This window comes from Leptolyngbya sp. BC1307, assembly GCF_002286735.1.
Lineage (GTDB): Bacteria > Cyanobacteriota > Cyanobacteriia > Phormidesmidales > Phormidesmidaceae > Phormidesmis.
The window spans coordinates 1-16,451 of sequence record NZ_NRTA01000044.1 but is presented as its reverse complement, the minus strand read 5'-3'; the positions used below and the strand labels follow the sequence as shown (position 1 = coordinate 16,451).

The window sequence follows — 16,451 nt, the reverse complement described above, 5'->3', positions numbered from 1 at the left end:
CAGAGCGTAGCAGAATATTTTTAAAGGCAACATCCGCCGGGGGGGCATCAGCGTAAGTGCTTTTTGTTATGTCAGTTATTGCTTTAGATGTCAGGTGAGCTTTTAGATGAACGATTGCGCTTTTGATTTGTTTTTTTATGATTGCGGGTCAAAATCCCCTGACTCGGGCTAAACAATAAAGTCAACAAAAAGCAGGCGAATAGGGTGAGCGCGATCGCAGGCCCCGACGGTGTATTGAGATAGTAGCTAATGTACATGCCAACCATACAAGAAAACACGCCCAACCCTGCGCCTATTATCATCATCCAGTGCAGCTCTTTGGTCAGCAAGTAAGCCGCCGCCGCCGGACTCACCATCAGTGCCACCACCAAAATTACCCCCACCGTTTTAATGCTGGCAACAATCGTCAGCGTAATTGCGGCCATCAGTCCAAAATTAATCACGCCCACTGGCAGGCCCATCGCTTCTGCACCTAGCCGATCAAAAGTAAAGAACAACAGCTCTTTGTAAAATACCTTGACACCGAGCAAAACGCCGAGGGTAATGAACCCAATTTCTCGCACATCGGCGGGGGTGATGCTAAGAATGTCGCCAAAAAGTAGATCTTCAAGATCTAGACGACTGCGCAGTGCGGTGAGCAGGGCAACACCTAATGAGAAAAAGCTAGAAAAGGTAATCGCCATCGCCGTATCGACCTTGACCTTTGACTGCGCGCGTATCCAGGAGGTGACAAAGGTGCTGAACATGCCAGAGATGAAGGCTCCGGTGAGCAAAGGCAGACTGAGGAAATTGGCGATCGCCAGTCCTGGCAACACCGCATGAGCCACCACATCGCCCAATAGCGCCATCCGCTGCACGATCAGATAAGTGCCTATAATCGGGCACAAAATGCCAATCAGGACGCCCGCCATCAGCGCCTGACGCATAAACTCGTAGTTAAAGGGATCTAACAGCCAATTCATAGCAAATTAATAATGATGGCTAGTGCCAGAATAAAGCCCAGCCAGTCCGATCTTGAGGCGATCGCACAAAATCCTTTCAGACAGCAGGGCGCTGCATAGCTCACCTGTGTAAATTTCTAACCAGGCATGAGGGAAAGTTTTAAATACTAAGCGATCGCCCGGAAAAATGACTCTCTCAAAATAAGCGTAGGGAATATTTTCAATCCGCGCGACTTGAACGTGGCGAGTGTCATTATGGTAACGGCACCAAACTTTCTGGGCTTCTGGCAATCGGGTCAAGGCTTGGATCATAGCTAAAGCCTCCTCAATTCTTTAGAGAATTATTGGCAGGGCAGGTTATTTAGTCCTTGAGAGGCACTTCATGAATGCTATTCGCAGCACTGGGCAGAATGATAACGATTATCATTCTTGCACACTATAGGGAATAAAGCTCTATGTGTAGCGGTATTTTTTGTAGCGACACTCAATTGATCCAGTGCGTTAGAAAAAACCAAGGTTTTTGAGTATTCTAGCGGCCAGCCGTCACTGCACTTCACCGATGGTCTCAAAGTACGCCGTTAGAAACTCTGATTGGAGCTAACAGTCCGCTGATAGTTGCAAAGGGCACTTCTTGAGATAAGATATTCAAGAATGATAATCATTATCAAACTATGACTCTATGCTTAAATCACTTCGCCTCCTTTCAAAATTAACTGCACTTTCATTTGCGCTGACTGTCGTGAGCTGCGCCCAGACCGAAAGCAATCAAGCCCAAGATACAGGTAGTCAACCGCAGGCTGAGGCTCCCTCCGAAGGAAAGCCCCAGGTTGTTGCATCCTATAGTGTGCTTTGCGATTTGACTGAGCAAATTGCCCAGGCCACCGTAGATTTGACCTGCCTAATTGGCGCGGGGCAAGACCCCCATGTGTACAGCGCCACCCCTGCGGATCGTCGGGCGGTTGAAGAGGCTGACCTGGTTTTGTATGGTGGCTATGAGTTTGAGCCTGAAATTATTAAAATGGTGGAAGCAACCGACACCCCCGCGCCCAAAGTCGCTGTTTCAGAAGTCGCCGTGCCAGAACCACTGTTGGGCGAACATCACGATCACGGCGAAGAACATGCTGAAGGCGAAGAACATGCTGAAGGCGAAGAACATGCTGAAGGTGAAATGGAGCCAGATCCTCACGTTTGGCACGATGCTGAAAACGGTGTAGCTATGGTGAAAGAGATTCAGCGGCAGCTCAGCGAAGTCTCTCCGGATAATGCCGCACTGTATGAGACTAATGCCGAAGCTCTGATTGCCCAACTAGAACAGCTCGACACCTGGATTCAGAGTCAGGTTGACACGGTGCCTGCCTCTGGGCGTACGCTGATTAGCACCCACGATGCCCTAGGCTACTATGCCAACGCTTATGGTCTTGAGATTGAAGCCGTGCTCGACAGCTTTAGCACCGAAGCACGGCCTTCAGCAGAAAGTATTAAAGGGTTAGCAGCGGTTGTAGAAGAGAAGGGCGTATCGAGAATTTTTGTGGAATCTACCAGCAATCCGGGCCTGATTGAAACGGTTTCTAGAGAGACTGATATTGCGGTCTCAGAAGATCCGATTTATGCCGATGGACTAGGCGACGCTGAAACGCCAGCCGCAAGCTATCAGGGTATGCTAATGAGCAATACCTGCACTATCGTCACAGGCTTAGGGGGCACCTGTGATCAGGCGGCAGCTCAGGCGTTGTTACCCAATCAGTAGTATCAGTAGTCGTTGTGCCGCTGAAACAATCCAGGAATTTCAATCTCAGGTGAGATTCGCGATGTTGTTGGCAACGAATATGATTTCGATGCCTATACAATCACTCGGGATAACGGGGAGGTCATTCAAATTCGTCAAGCGGGTGGACCTCCCTCTTGGGCTGGTGGTCGTGAGCGAAGAGGCAATTAATAGATGACAAGTTCCTGGCTACTGCACCAGGTTACGTCTGACCCTTATAATTGCTTAGCCATGAACGAGTTCAGCCATGATCCACGCGCCAATTTGGGTGCAGGCTGCTGTGCTGGGGTTAAGCTATCTGACCCTGGGCCTCGGCTATGTGCCCGGTTTACGGATGAACCGGGCCACGATTGCCCTGGTGAGTGCAGCGGTGCTGGTTTCCTTAGGCACCCTCAGTTTAGACGAGGCATGGCAGGCGATTGATGCCGATACCATCGTGTTTTTACTGAGCATGATGGTGGTGAATGCATACCTGTCTTACGCTGGGTTTTTTAAGCTAGCTTTGTTGTATCTGCTGCGATTGACGTGCAGTCCCTTAGGGTTATTGGGGCTGTTGACGGTGGGTACTGGGATACTGTCGGCTTTTTTCTTGAATGACACACTGGCATTGGTGAGCACGCCCCTGACGTTGCAGTTGACGCGATCGCTCAAGCTGAACCCGGTGCCTTATTTGCTGGCGATCGCCGGAGCGACCAATATCGGGTCTTTGGCTACCCTTAGCGGCAACCCTCAGAATATTTTGGTGGGGTCATTTTCGGGCATCGGCTATAGCGAGTTTGCCCAGGCGCTGGCCCCGGTTGCTGTCGTTGGCTTGGTGTTCCAAGTAGGGTTGCTGTGGCTACTATACCCTGAGGTGCGATCGCTTAAACCTTGTCCACCGCCGCCAACCTCTCGGTTGCGAATCTACCGTCCAGTGCTTGTCAAAACACTGATAGTCACGACTTTACTACTCACGGCGTTTGTGGTTGGGCTACCTCTGGCCGAATCAGCGTTTTTGGCAGCAGCGGCCCTACTGGTGACCCGTCGCATCAAGTCCCAGCGGGTGTTGTCGCAGGTTGATTGGTCGTTATTGGTGATGTTTTCAGGATTATTTATTCTCACCCGCTGTGTGCAGAAACTTGACCTGTTAGGCGGGGTCGCTAACTGGGTGACGCATCCGGCAGGGTTACTAGCGGTGACGGCGATCGCATCGAATCTGATTTCCAATGTGCCAGCGGTGCTACTGTTGCAGGAGTTGATTCCGTCAGAGGCCACTCAAAGCTGGTTATTGCTGGCAGCGGCGGCAACCCTAGCCGGAAATCTAACGCTATTTGGGTCAGTCGCGAACCTGATCATGGTGGAAGCAGCAGCGGCTGAAGGTTACCGTCTGTCTTTCTGGCAACACCTGCGGTTTGGTTTACCGCTGACATTGATGACCCTAGCTTTGACCTACGGCTGGATAGTGAACTTAGGATAAATTGATACTGTTGAGGGCGGTAGGGTTGAGCTGTCGTTGAGCGATCTGCCAACTTTTCAACGGAGAAAGCCTTTGCCGCGACCGCTCTGAGCCCAAACCAGCCATTCTCCCTGCTGCCCGCCTGCTGCGAGTAATCTACCCTGAGGGTTCCAGGCCAAAGCTGAAAAGCCTTGAGCCGCACCGTCTAACATTTGGCCCAGATTTTTTGCTTTGGGCCAAAGGATCACCCGGCCATCTTCAGCGGCAGAAGCCAGGAGTGAAGTACCGGGTTGAAAGGCTAGTGCGACAATCTTTCCATGGTGCAAGTCAAAAGCTCGTGAGGCCCAGCCTGCGTCGTCAGTCGGCAGCTTACGCCAGATGATTAAGCCTGCGCCGCTAGACGCTGCAATGATTGGCGCTGCGGATCGGGTTGTATTGGCCCACGCCAGGTGACGGACTTTCCCTGGAAAGCCGGTCATACGCCAGGGGTAGGGACTTTCCCAGCCCCACACCATGAGCGTGTTGTCGAGATTGCCCGCAGCGAGATATTGACCGTCGGGAGAGATGGCGATCGCTAGCCCAGCCGCTACCAGTTCCTGCACCCTTGGATCATTATCCCAATTTGAGCGTGACCAAATTTTGACCGCCAAATGGCCGCTTACTGCCAACTGTTCTCCGTCAGGATGCCAAGCTATATCCAGCACAGAAGAGGTTTCAAATGGCAGCGTTGTCACCATCTCATCACGCGCTATATCCCACACCTGAACATAGCGCCCCAGCCCAAAAGCCAGCTCATTCCGGGTAGGACTCCAGGCCAAGTGCTCTACCCAGGTGCGAGAATGTTCTAGCACTTTTACGAGCGTCGGCAGTGTCGAGTCTGGCGTCGAATCTGGTGTCGAATCCCCTGCCAATCGCCATACCTTTACCTGCCCGTTTTGTCCGCCCGCCGCCAAGAACTGACCGTCATAAGAGAATCCTAGACAGTCAATCGATGCAGCCGCCGATGGCTCAATGGCGATGGTTTGTTTGCTTGGGATGTGCAACAACATGACTTCGCCAGAACCGGAGGCGAGCGCCAGCCATTTCCCATCGGGCGACCAATTCATCGCCGTCACATAGTCTTGCAGTTGCCCCTGCCAGCTCAGCGACAAAAGGGGGGATTTTATTAAACCAGGCACGCCCGAAAGTCCTCTTTTAGTTGGGTAGCATTTAGATTTCGACCAATAAATACCAGCTCATTTTTGCGGGTTTCGTCTGGCTTCCACTGGCGATCAGGCCGTCCATCAAACAGCATATGCACACCTTGAAACACAAACCGCTGATCTTCGCCTTGAATATTTAGAATCCCCTTCATCCGAAAAATATCCGGGCCTTGAGTTTGCAGCAAGTTGCTCAGCCAGCCGTTGAGCTTTTGGCCATCAATTTCACCGGGCTCTACTAGCGCAACAGACCCCACGGTTTCATCATGCTCGTGAGCATCTTCGCCCAAAAAATCAGGATCAATTTCCAACGCTCGGGTCAAATCAAAAGCGTTTACCCCTAACACCGCAGACATTTCCACCGCCGCATCCTGAGTGCGATACACTTTCGCCATAGCGTTCATTCCCAAAATCCGCTCCTCTAGCGCCGCAAGGTCTGCCTCGCTCACCAGGTCAGTTTTATTGAGTAAAATCACATCGGCAAAGGCAATTTGTTCTTGAGCTTCTTCAGCATCCCAGTGCTGGTGTATGTGCTTGGCATCGACCATCGTCACCACGGCATCGAGGTTGATTTGATCTTTCATGTCTTCATCGACAAAAAAGGTCTGGATCACCGGAGCCGGATCTGCTAATCCGGTGGTTTCAATCACCAGATGATCAAACTTATCGCGACGCTTCATCAGATTGCTAATAATGCGAATGAGATCGCCGCGCACGGTGCAGCAAATGCAGCCGTTATTCATTTCAAAAATTTCTTCATCGGCATCAATCACAAGCTGATTGTCGATGCCCACTTCCCCAAATTCATTGACAATCACCGCTACCTTTTTACCATGTTCATGGGTGAGAATGCGGTTGAGCAGCGTCGTTTTACCCGATCCTAAGTAACCGGTCAGGACGGTCACTGGCACAGTAGTCGGGGCAGTATCCGCAAATATCGTGTTCGGCATAGCGCTATCCTTGCGTTTTGATTATGATAATCATTATCATACGATAGCGACCGTAAATAGCGGCATGAATTTCAATGCCTTCCTAATCTGCTATTAGCTAACGGTTGCGTAGCCGAGATCCCTTGACACTATTCCTTTCGATCTATGCCTTTAGATAGAGACTGCTTTTGTAAACTTTCATTAACTTAAATCTCGTAACCTTCTTTGGAGAAGTCAAACCATGACAAATAAAACAACTGCAACCCCAGAAGTGAACAAGCCCTATGCTGAAACTGCTACGGGTTTTAAGTTCGGCTTTGTACCCAGCGCTGAGGTTTGGAACGGGCGTTTAGCAATGATTGGCTTTGTGTCGGCGGCTTTGGTGGAAGTCTTTTCAGGGCAGGGATTTCTTCACTTTTTGGGGCTGACTGGTATGTAGATCGAGTAGGGCTAGCTGCCTGTTATTAGCGTCAGCGAAAACAGGCCGATGCCCAATAGCGATACGCAGCTAGCGCCAATAATTTGCCCTGTTTGAATCAGCGAAAATCGTGATTTTTTGCGCTGTTTTTTCCAGGGCATTTTTTCTTGGCAGCGGGCGGCAAACTGATGACCGTAGCGGTTGCCTATGATTGCGATCGCCCCAATCCAGCCCAAGGTAAATGCCATTCCGACCGAAATCGATATCACCATGGCCACACTTGGCCATAGTAGATCGTTAGCAAGCCCATACAGCAGCACAAGCAAAGCGCCGCTACAGGGCACCGCACCAACTGCTAGGGCCAACCACCCGCCAATACCTTGACGTTCATCGCAGGTAAAGCAGTTGCAGGCCGCCAGCGCAGGTTGATCGGCTTTTGCTGATATTTGCTGACTTAAGCTGGGGTACAGCACAATCTCCGCAGCATGGGTATCTAGATGCGCGGGCGCTTGCGGATGGTTTTGTTTTCGCAGTGCCTGCTTGAGCATGTAGCTGCCGATGAGAGCGATCGCCCCATAGCTGATGAGCTGCACCACCCGATAGCTCCCGGCACTACTGCCACCCACTCGCTGCACGACTGCATCGGTAAGCACAACAATCACCACAGCAGAGAGCACATGGAAAATGGCGATCCGTACGCCCATCGCCATTCCTCTCCGCAGGCTACCCCCGTTGCCCACAAAGTAGGAGACAATCACTGCTTTGCCATGCCCTGGCCCTAGCGTGTGCAGCACCCCGTAGCTGAACGACATCAGCATGGCTAAAGCCAGCGTACGCGGCGATGTTTGGCGCTGCAAGTTGCCCAGCGACTGGGTTAAAACGCCTGAAACTTTAGCGGGTAGGGTTTGCCACCAAGAGCCCGTAATCTGCGGTGAAGGTGCGTTTGGATCTGGAGCGATCGCCTGCAAATCCATCACATAGCTCACCTCTACCTGCTGTGAGCCATCGACTCGAAACAGCTCGTAGCTAGTGATCTGCTCTCTAATTTGCCCGGTTGCTAACACCGGCGAAAATAAACCCGGATTATCAATTGCCACCGCTGGCTTGACATAGACCATCTGATTCGGCGGCGGCGACGGGACATGAATGCAAGCACCGACGTAGGGCACCAGCAAAAACTCGTTTACCTGCTGAGTCTCGTTTTCACCCAGCGGTAAAACATAGCCAGAAAGTTGAACAGATTGCCCTTCTAAGTCGGGATTTGTGAGCTGCGATTGTGATTGCCAGTAAGCTCGGGCCGCTTCTACATGGGTGAGCAGCGCTGTCGTATCTAGCCCTTCATCTGCGAACGACTGCTCTAGCCGCTGAAGTTCTTGAGCTTCAAAACTATCGGATGCAGGCTGATTCTCTTCTACCCACACCTTTAGCTGATACAGGCTAGAAAGGCGGTAGGTTTGCTTGGTTGTGAGGTGTTCGTAAGGGTTTTGCAGATGGGTTTCGCTAGCTTGTAAATCATCCCAGGTGACAGTGCTTTGAGCAGAGGCAGAGGCCATCGGTGCAAGCGTTAACAAACAACCTAATAAAAAGGCACACAGATAGGAACCACTGCTGCGCCAACGTTGATGCCACAAACCCATAATCCTCTTTTTGGCAGTTATTTTTTGCCAGTTTAGCAATGTTGAGTCACTGTTTTTAACAGACTCAGGCATCAGTCCTTCCGGTGTTATGCGAATCCTTTGCCCCAGAAGCTGAAACTGGGTTGAGCGATTCGCGATAGGTCACCTGCTGAAACTGAACGTTGCCTGTATTAGGATTGTACAGCGTATAGCTGGCATAACCGGCCAGGCGACCTACGTTACCCACGCCGATAATTTGCCGAGGCTTCAGGCTGTGCTGTTGGGGGATGCCAGGGCTCTGAGCTGCGCCGAGGGTTTCAACCGTGGAGGTGATTTGAGCCTCAGATAGCTGATACTGAAAGGCTAACCCAGAGCGTCCGCAAAAGAGAGAATTGGCGTCGGTGCGAAGCAGCCGGTCAAGCAGGGTGAGCGGGTTGGTTGTTGGGGTGAGTTCGTCATCACAACCGAGGGTGCTGCCGTGAATAAGCAGGCAGTCTAGCTCAAAGAAACCAAAGTCTAGACCGCGTAGCCAGTTTGTTGTATCGCGAGAAACCGCATTCCAAAGCTGTTCAACGGCTTCAGCGCCATACTTTTCTTTGAGCGCTACCGCATCTGGATCGTGTCTTAAGGCGTGGAGGTTAAAGAGTTGTTCTTCCCACCAGCCAAGACAGATTTGAGGCGGGAGCGATCGCTGCTGCCGAATATACCCCACCAGTTCTTCCGACTCTGGGCGAGGGCCAATCAAATCACCCAAAATGTAGAGTTCTTCCACGCCGACGCGCTGTTGCTGAATATCTTTTAGCACCGCCTTGTAAGCGGCTAAATTGCCCTCAATGCCGCTGAGAATCGCCCAAACCATAGCCAGTGTTTTTTGTAGAAGAATAACGAGAAAATTAATGCAGGTATTTAACGTTCACAAACGTGGGTCGGATCGTCGGCTTTTTCAGCAAACTCTAGCCCTTGGGACAGCCGCCAGGAAAATATGGGTGGGAGCCCTTTGTTGATAATGGCAGCGCAGGTTTGCGCATAGTCGTAATCGACTTCACGAAAAATCGTTTGCTCGCTGAGCGTATCGTAAATCACGTAGGTGGCTTGGGGTTTGCCGTGGCGCGGCTCGCCGACAGAACCGGCGTTGACAATTCGCTTTAGGGGCGCGGTGAGCGTTTGGCTGTGTTGCTCAGGCAGTTTTTTTAATATGCTTTGTGGTGTGTTTTTTGACGCTGATTCGGCTCCATTCACCACTCGAATTTGGAGCTGTCCATCGCTCAATGTGCGCACATAGGGCACATGGGTATGCCCGCAAAAGAGAATGTCGGCCCCAGTTGACAGTACCCGCTCCAGGGCAATGAAGGCGCTGGTTTCGGGCAGGAGATATTCGTGCTGGCTCTGGGGACTACCGTGGACAAAGCACAGATTCTCGTGGCGCAGAGCCAGAGGCATTTGGGCGAGATATTCGCGGGTTTCGGCGGTGACCTCGGCATCTGTCCATTCGTGGGCGAGGCGACCCCGCTTTTCAGCGAGGAGCGAGGGATAGCTGCATTCGCAGGCGTTGAGGCCGTCGATGATATCTTCATCCCAGCAGCCCTGACAGGTAGGAATCTGGCGATCGCGAATCATCGCCACCACTTCGTTGGGATAGGGGCCATAGCCGACCAAATCACCTAAGCAAAAGGTTTGCTCTACGCCTTGCTGGTCAATATCGGCAAGGACGGCTTTGAGGGCGGCTAAATTGCCGTGAATACAAGAGATAACAGCTATTTTCATGCGGTTTCCTGAGGTGAATAAACTTGAGATTGCTGGAGCGCGGCCTGATGAGAAGCGAGGGTTGCATCGGTTAAACAACAGTCTTGCAGGGTGGCTGCGATCGCCGCCTTATCCAAAGCCTGCCCCATCATTTCAATGCCACTAAACCGCTGCGGACGACCGTTTAACCACTTGGGCAAGGGCAAATCTTGGTAGGTAGTTTCCTGCTGCGGCAAATGATCGACATAAATCGCCTGACCGTCAGCCAGCTCAAAAACGGCTTTAGTCCGAATCATCTGGCCATAGGCTCCCTGTACCAGCTCTTGCCAAAATGTATGCAGGCTAGCAGGATCGAGTACCTGGCCTTGCAGCGAAGCCTGCCATAGGTCGGTTTCTGCATCTGTGATATCTGGGCTTGCATCTGGGCTTTTAACGTTGCTAATCACCACCTCCTCTGCCCACTGCTCCCAGTCTGAACGGGTAGGACAATCGGCGCTAATCACCGCAACTCGATGGTGAGGCACCCGAGCAAGCAAAGGCAAATCCAGACTGAGATGGTGACCTAGCTCTAGATATATCGCCCCACTTTCGGCTACTGCCCCGCTTTCGGTTACTGCCCCGCTTTCGGTTACTGGTAGCGCTTTGGATAAATCGGTCTCAACTTGCAGATGGGGCACGTCGAGCAGCAGCCGGTAAGCATCTACCCCGACCGTGAGCGGATTGATATACAGCAGCGGCTCTGAACCTTTCTGCGCGGTCATTTGCTCCCAGATCCAACGGGTTTTTCCGGCCCCTAAAGATCCTGCTACGACGGTTAACATAGGCGAATTGTTTGAAATTATATGAAAACGATAATCATTATCATATTATATGGGGTAGTATTCACTAGCGCAAATTAGCAAATTCTTTTATTTCTTCAACACTAGGAAGGTCAGGTGTGAGCATCTTCAAGACTGATATTGCTGTGATTGGTGCAGGGCCACAGGCGCTGACGCTGGTGACTCACCTGCTGCAAAAGAAAAAGAAAATGCGCGATCGCCTCAACGCTGGCCTCTCTCCCGGCTTTCAGGTATTCGATCCGAGCGGCACCTGGCTAGCCCAATGGCATCAACAATTTGCCGCCCAAGAAATCCCTCATCTGCGCTCTCCGGCAGTCCACCACCCCGACTGCAACCCCCATACCCTGCTAACCTTTGCCGATAAGCGTCAGGATGAGCTATACAATCCGTACAACCGACCGGGGACAAAGCTGTTTCAAGATTTTTGTGAAACCGTGATCGACCGCTGGCATCTGCGAGATCAGGTAACGAAAGCTCAGGTCGTGGGGCTAACGCCTCAAAAGGAAGGATTTCGCCTGACTTTGGCCGATGGGAAAACGGCGATCGCCCGACGAGTGGTGGTGGCAACCGGCGCAGCAACCGCTAAAATGCCAGACTGGACAAAACAAGTAAGTGATTACCCACCCGAGCGGCTTTGCCATGCTCAAGGCGTTCATCTTCCAGCCTTGCCTACGCTGACGGGAGAAACGGTGCTCATTATCGGCGGTGGGCTGACGAGCGCTCACTTGACGATGGGCGCACTAAAACGTGGCGCACGGGTGCTGCTGATGGGGCGACGACAGTTTAAGGAAAAGATTTTTGATGCGGAACCCGGTTGGCTAGGGCCAAAATATTTGAAAGGATTTGACACAGAACCGGATTGGCACAAGCGCTGGCACATGATCCAGCAGGCCCGTGATGGAGGCTCATTTACGCCCGAGGCGCTGACGCGGCTGCGAAAATTCTCCCGAGAAAGCCGCCTGTCACTTTATGAGCAGTGCCAGGTCGCTAAAGCGCGGTGGCAAGGGGCTCACTGGCAGATACAGTGCGACAATCCGGCAGTGCATGATTGTTTTGCACATCAGCCGATTGATCGAATTTGGCTGGCTACCGGAACGCAGCTTGATATTACAGCGCATCCGATTTTAGGAGAGGTTTTGGCGCAATATCCTCTGCAAATTGTCAACGGATTGCCCGTGTTAGATGAGCATTTGCGCTGGCCAGGGTGCGATTTGTTTTTGATGGGGCCTTGGACGGCGTTGCAGGTGGGGCCGGTAGCGAGAAATTTGTTTGGGGCGAAATTAGCGTGCGATCGCATTGTCCCAGCCCTTACTAAGTCCAGCCTTGCACGAGCCGCTTGATACTTGCCCATAGGTTGAATCTGCCTTCAGCCTACAATCAGCCCCACCATAACTGGCCTGTTATTTCAGCACAAATTGCCATAGCTCATGAGCTGTGGCAATTGCACCCGGTGTGACCACACCCTTTCGTGTTGTCGGCATGTCCATTAGCACAGCCTTCGCTGCAATAGTATTGCTCCTCGGCCTGAACCGCTTTGCTCACATCCACAATGCAAAGGCAAGACTCACAAGCACATTTCATTTGGGTTACGGTTGTCATGGAAAACCTCCTTTTAAAGGTACACTTTATTCATCACTTGAACATATGTTCATGCTTTCAACCTTAACATATGAATGCCTGTTCATTCATTAATATTTTTAATCATCTTGCCGAATCAGCTCCCAAATCAGCTTCATGAGCCAAAAAATCGAACCACAACTGCTTTCCATCGAAAAAGCGCAGCGAATGGCAGAATTTTTCAGTGTTTTAGGCGATCCCAATCGCTGGCGGATTTTGTCAGCACTGGCCATCGACGAAATGCGAGTACGAGATTTAGCAGCGGCTGTTGACATGAGTGAATCTGCGGTTTCTCATCAACTGCGGACTTTACGCACTTCTCGGCTGGTGCGCTATCGCAAACAAGGCCGCAATGTTTTCTACGGCCTAAAAGATCACCATATTCTCAACCTTTACCGAGAAGCCGCTGAACATTTAGATGAACCTGCCGATGAGACGGAGCGGTAAGAGGTTACTTTCAGAGGTTTGCTTCAAGCCATGCATCATACAGACAGTTTTATTGCTGGATTGATCTGGCAATATTGATTAAGTGCAGTTGGTATGTTTTATGGGCACAGGGTATATTTGTGCTTTGTGTCGTACTATGGGGAGATTTTTTTCCTTATCGCTCACTACAATTCACTATTTTTTCTTTGAGAGAGTTCAAGTCTATGTGTGTAGGTTGCCTAATAATCTCTACTTTCACATTTATTGTTCCGGTATCTGATATGCCTGTAGCTAATGTTCCTCAGACTGTAAATGATTCAGCGCTGATAACCCTTGCTACCAATCAAGAGTCTGCGGGCATAGCAGCCGTAGAAAAAGAAATTCAGGCAGTTTTGGCCCAATTGCCAGACTCTGAAGATGCTGAGTTTTTGCAAGACGGCTTAGAAACAGCTTTAACTCGTCTTAACACGGCCACCAGTGACCAGCAGGCTCAAGCCATCATAGATGAAGAAGTCAATAAACTATCTGAGGAATTTGCAGCCGCGCCTAATCCAGATCGAGTCGCTGATATTTTGCTGGATATTCGCAGCTCATCACCCACTGATAGTTTCCAGAACAGTCCTAGCTCAACAGATCTTCAGTCGAGCGCTGGCGCTGTGCTACTGCCAACGGGTCTACAGCTCAATCAGCGCTCGGGCTGGCTTTCTTAAGCGGACTGTTTAATGTATTAACAATCCTGTTTTCTTTTAGGTTAAACTCAGCAGGGCCGTCGCCAACCCTATTGGTCTATAAAACTATTGGTCTATAAAACCGTGCTTGAAAGTTTAGCCCTTCACACGGCTCCTCAAAAGTTTGGTGGTTGTCATCCACACTTCGCATGAGTCTGGTCGTGGCAATGTCGATGGAGCAAGGCCAGATGGAGCAAGGCCAGATGGGGCGGTTCAAAACCCAGCAGTTCTAGCCAGTGGGGGTGAGGCTGTCCAGGCAATAATTGCTTCGGACTTTTCCCCACCCGTTCCGGCACCCGAGAGCGAAGGAAACAGCGATGGTTCAAGAAAAAATTGCAAAAGACTCAGATAAGCATCACCCGGACTCCGCCGCAGGAAGAAGAAGTTTCGTAGCCGGGAGTTGAGATTTTCCACCATGGAACTGGCCCTCGGGGTCGTTTTGAGTGCCTCACTTACTGCTTCCATCAGCCCGTAAAATTTGCTGGAGAGTCTTCTATACAACTGATTCCACCGTTCCCAGTAAGCATTGGATGTCCTGTGTTTGCGATGTAGCAGACAAACATCGCGCACCGCCCGAAACGGTAGCTCCAAGCGTTGGGCGATCGCCTCCAGCTTCTGGTCGAGGACACCGGCAAAGGTCAGTAGCTGATCGCGCTGGTTATGTAATGCCTTACTCAGTTTACGAATTGTAGGATATTGCTTGCCCTCCCGCTGTTGGGGTTCACAGGCGATGAAGCCGAAGAGTTCCTGCCGCACTGATAGGGATGGGCCAGCGAGTGCCAGCAGCCCTTTTTCTCGACGGTTCGCGCTCACCTGCTGAATGACTATGTCGAAGCCTTGCTCCATCACATCTAGAAGATGCCATCCCCAAGTGTCTTCATCGCGGTGTTCTACTCCCTTCAGCAAATAGTAGTACGTTGACAATGAACCACGTCAAATTTTCTACCTGTTGAGTATTTGTCGGCTAGTTCCCAACCTGGTGTCTAACCTGATGGGCCACCGCAAGCCTATCAGCTATGCCCCAGCTATTGGCATTGGGGTATTGCTGGTGCTGCAATTGCTCTTTAGCCAGTGGAGCGTGATAAATGGCTTGTTTGACACCGCTCCGTTAACTCCGATGCAGGGATTATTGGCGCTTGCGGCAGGGCTGCCGGTGATTCTCTGGGCACTGATCCGGCAACGGATTGATCCGATCAATTGATAGGATTGATGCTCTAGGTTGGATTTTTAACAAACTCTCAACTGCCAATATATTCTCGTTTTTAATGGCCTGCCATGTCCTCGATTGCCCTTGAGATTTTGTTGATTTTGGTGCTCATTGTGGCCAATGGCATATTCTCTGGCTCAGAGATTGCCGTGGTTTCAGCCCGCAAGGTGCGGCTAGAGCAGCTGGTGGAACGGGGCGATCGCAAGGCCCGAGAGGCGCTGCGGCTGGCCAATGCGCCCAACAACTTTTTGGCCACGGTGCAGATTGGCATCACGCTGATCGGCATTCTCAGCGGTGCCGTGGGGGGGGGCACCATCGCCCAGCGCCTGCGCCCCCTCTTCGAGGATATTCCGGCCCTGCAACCCTACAGCGAAGGGATCAGCGTCGCTATTGTGGTATCGGCTATTACCTATCTGTCGCTGGTGATTGGCGAACTGGTGCCCAAGCGCATTGCCCTCAATAATCCAGAAAAGCTGGCCTGTCTGGTAGCATCGCCCATGCGCGCCCTGTCGCGGGTGGGCGCCCCCCTGGTACACCTGTTAAGCGTTTCTACCAATGCCCTGCTCAAGCTGCTGGGCATTCAGGCCTCCAATGAGCCCGACATCACTGAGGAAGAAATCAAGGTGCTGATTCGTCAGGGGGCTGAGTCGGGCATGTTTGAGGAGTCCGAGCAGGCCATGGTCGAGCGGGTGTTTCGCCTGGGCGATCGCCCCATTCGCGCCATTATGACCCCCCGCACCGAAATCACCTGGCTCAACACCCAGGCTTCCATCGCCGACAACTTACAAATGGTCAGCGGCAGCAACTACTCGCGCTTCCCGGTGGGCCAGGGCAGCCTCGACGATTGCATTGGCGTGATTCGAGGTTGCCATCTGCTGTCGGCCCAACTGGCTGGGCAAACCATTGATCTAGAAGCCATGGCCCAGCCCCCCCTCTATCTCTCCGAGACGATTCGCGCCCTGAAGGTGATCGAGCAGTTTAAGGAGACCGGCGTCCATATCGCCCTGGTCACCGATGAGTACGGCGGCATCGAGGGGTTGGTCACCCTCAACGACCTGATGGAAGCGATCGTCGGCGATTTGCCCTCCCTCGAAGACCAGGAGGAACCCCAGGTCATCCAGCGGGAAGACGGCTCCTGGTTGCTGGATGGCGCTCTAGATATCCACGAATTCAAAGATCGCTTCGAGCAAAAAAAACTGCCCGACGAGGCCACCGGCAACTTCTACACCCTAGGGGGCTTCGTGGTTCACGCCCTGGGCTGCATTCCCCAATCGGGTGAATCCTTTGAGTGGGGCGGGCTGCGGTTTGAGGTGGTGGATATGGATGGCCCCCGAGTCGATAAGGTGTTGGTCATGGCTCTGCTGCCAGACTCTTGATGAGGTATTGGTTAAACTCAGCAGAACCGTCGTCGCGAACTAGCCGGGATGATGGCCGAAGTCGATCACAACAAGCGCCGTGTAAGTTACTGGACAGTGCGAAGTTTTTCTTGAAGTGCGAAATGCGATTCTCCATAGGAGAGGCGGAGCCAACGCTAAAAGTAACGAACATCCCTATACCCAAGGGGCAAGGAATGTTCGAGACTGGTTGA

18 protein-coding genes are annotated in these 16,451 nt (G+C 51.8%); 8 read left to right on the top strand and 10 right to left on the bottom strand.

What is annotated here, in order from left to right:
- Window positions 1-83: 83 nt before the first annotated feature.
- Window positions 84-962, bottom strand: coding sequence for a metal ABC transporter permease (locus CKL79_RS18080; RefSeq protein ID WP_121970966.1), 879 nt, complete (start codon window positions 960-962; stop codon window positions 84-86).
- 6 nt (window positions 963-968) lie between these two features.
- Window positions 969-1,253, bottom strand: coding sequence for a DUF1830 domain-containing protein (locus CKL79_RS18075; RefSeq protein ID WP_121970965.1), 285 nt, complete (start codon window positions 1,251-1,253; stop codon window positions 969-971).
- 367 nt (window positions 1,254-1,620) lie between these two features.
- Here CKL79_RS18075 and CKL79_RS18070 point away from each other — a divergent pair, with 367 nt between their 5' ends.
- The gene (locus CKL79_RS18070; RefSeq protein ID WP_121970964.1) at window positions 1,621-2,688 is read left to right on the top strand and encodes a zinc ABC transporter substrate-binding protein; all 1,068 of its coding nucleotides are present in this window, start codon (window positions 1,621-1,623) and stop codon (window positions 2,686-2,688) included.
- 265 nt (window positions 2,689-2,953) lie between these two features.
- Window positions 2,954-4,162, top strand: coding sequence for an anion transporter (locus tag CKL79_RS18060; RefSeq protein WP_121970963.1), 1,209 nt, complete (start codon window positions 2,954-2,956; stop codon window positions 4,160-4,162).
- A gap of 56 nt (window positions 4,163-4,218) precedes the next feature.
- Here the strand turns inward: CKL79_RS18060 and CKL79_RS18055 are convergent, their stop codons facing one another.
- Both CKL79_RS18055 and CKL79_RS18050 read right to left on the bottom strand, forming a co-directional pair.
- On the bottom strand, window positions 4,219-5,319 hold the full coding sequence (locus tag CKL79_RS18055; protein ID WP_240518950.1) for a WD40 repeat domain-containing protein: 1,101 nt from the start codon (window positions 5,317-5,319) through the stop codon (window positions 4,219-4,221).
- Window positions 5,307-6,290: a GTP-binding protein gene (locus tag CKL79_RS18050; RefSeq protein WP_121970962.1), complete on the bottom strand. Its 984-nt coding sequence runs from the start codon at window positions 6,288-6,290 to the stop codon at window positions 5,307-5,309. The genes CKL79_RS18055 and CKL79_RS18050 overlap by 13 nt, the downstream gene beginning before the upstream one ends.
- 220 nt (window positions 6,291-6,510) lie before the next feature.
- On the opposite strand from CKL79_RS18050, the gene CKL79_RS18045 reads away from it, so the two are divergent.
- The gene (locus CKL79_RS18045; RefSeq protein ID WP_121970961.1) at window positions 6,511-6,708 is read left to right on the top strand and encodes a chlorophyll a/b-binding protein; all 198 of its coding nucleotides are present in this window, start codon (window positions 6,511-6,513) and stop codon (window positions 6,706-6,708) included.
- An 11-nt stretch (window positions 6,709-6,719) separates the two neighbouring features.
- Here CKL79_RS18045 and CKL79_RS18040 read toward each other — a convergent pair whose 3' ends face one another.
- The 4 genes from CKL79_RS18040 to CKL79_RS18025 all read right to left on the bottom strand — a co-directional run bounded on the left by CKL79_RS18040 (window position 6,720) and on the right by CKL79_RS18025 (window position 10,867).
- Window positions 6,720-8,240 carry a DUF3299 domain-containing protein gene (locus CKL79_RS18040; RefSeq protein WP_240518949.1) on the bottom strand — a complete coding sequence of 507 codons (1,521 nt, stop codon included), beginning with the start codon at window positions 8,238-8,240 and terminating at the stop codon, window positions 6,720-6,722.
- A gap of 148 nt (window positions 8,241-8,388) precedes the next feature.
- Complete coding sequence (locus CKL79_RS18035; RefSeq protein WP_205879141.1) at window positions 8,389-9,162, bottom strand: metallophosphoesterase family protein; 774 nt, start codon at window positions 9,160-9,162, stop codon at window positions 8,389-8,391.
- Window positions 9,163-9,209: 47 nt separating this feature from the next.
- Complete coding sequence (locus CKL79_RS18030; protein WP_121970960.1) at window positions 9,210-10,067, bottom strand: metallophosphoesterase family protein; 858 nt, start codon at window positions 10,065-10,067, stop codon at window positions 9,210-9,212.
- Window positions 10,064-10,867 carry a GTP-binding protein gene (locus CKL79_RS18025; RefSeq protein ID WP_121970959.1) on the bottom strand — a complete coding sequence of 268 codons (804 nt, stop codon included), beginning with the start codon at window positions 10,865-10,867 and terminating at the stop codon, window positions 10,064-10,066. The genes CKL79_RS18030 and CKL79_RS18025 overlap by 4 nt, the downstream gene beginning before the upstream one ends.
- Before the next feature lie 116 nt (window positions 10,868-10,983).
- On the opposite strand from CKL79_RS18025, the gene CKL79_RS18020 reads away from it, so the two are divergent.
- Window positions 10,984-12,225 (top strand): FAD/NAD(P)-binding protein, encoded by a 1,242-nt coding sequence (locus CKL79_RS18020; protein WP_170944107.1) that lies wholly within the window; start codon window positions 10,984-10,986, stop codon window positions 12,223-12,225.
- An 85-nt stretch (window positions 12,226-12,310) separates the two neighbouring features.
- Here CKL79_RS18020 and CKL79_RS18015 read toward each other — a convergent pair whose 3' ends face one another.
- Window positions 12,311-12,484 carry a metallothionein gene (locus tag CKL79_RS18015; protein ID WP_121970957.1) on the bottom strand — a complete coding sequence of 58 codons (174 nt, stop codon included), beginning with the start codon at window positions 12,482-12,484 and terminating at the stop codon, window positions 12,311-12,313.
- Between the two features lie 135 nt (window positions 12,485-12,619).
- Here CKL79_RS18015 and CKL79_RS18010 point away from each other — a divergent pair, with 135 nt between their 5' ends.
- Both CKL79_RS18010 and CKL79_RS18005 read left to right on the top strand, forming a co-directional pair.
- Window positions 12,620-12,949 (top strand): metalloregulator ArsR/SmtB family transcription factor, encoded by a 330-nt coding sequence (locus CKL79_RS18010; RefSeq protein WP_121970956.1) that lies wholly within the window; start codon window positions 12,620-12,622, stop codon window positions 12,947-12,949.
- Between the two features lie 260 nt (window positions 12,950-13,209).
- Window positions 13,210-13,638, top strand: coding sequence for a hypothetical protein (locus CKL79_RS18005; RefSeq protein ID WP_121970955.1), 429 nt, complete (start codon window positions 13,210-13,212; stop codon window positions 13,636-13,638).
- A gap of 231 nt (window positions 13,639-13,869) precedes the next feature.
- Here the strand turns inward: CKL79_RS18005 and CKL79_RS18000 are convergent, their stop codons facing one another.
- Window positions 13,870-14,580 carry a hypothetical protein gene (locus CKL79_RS18000; RefSeq protein WP_141242232.1) on the bottom strand — a complete coding sequence of 237 codons (711 nt, stop codon included), beginning with the start codon at window positions 14,578-14,580 and terminating at the stop codon, window positions 13,870-13,872.
- Between the two features lie 55 nt (window positions 14,581-14,635).
- Here CKL79_RS18000 and CKL79_RS17995 point away from each other — a divergent pair, with 55 nt between their 5' ends.
- Window positions 14,636-14,857, top strand: coding sequence for a cation transporting ATPase C-terminal domain-containing protein (locus CKL79_RS17995; RefSeq protein ID WP_170944106.1), 222 nt, complete (start codon window positions 14,636-14,638; stop codon window positions 14,855-14,857).
- Window positions 14,858-14,931: 74 nt separating this feature from the next.
- The gene (locus CKL79_RS17990; protein WP_121970952.1) at window positions 14,932-16,239 is read left to right on the top strand and encodes a hemolysin family protein; all 1,308 of its coding nucleotides are present in this window, start codon (window positions 14,932-14,934) and stop codon (window positions 16,237-16,239) included.
- The last annotated feature ends 212 nt before the right edge of the window (window positions 16,240-16,451 follow it).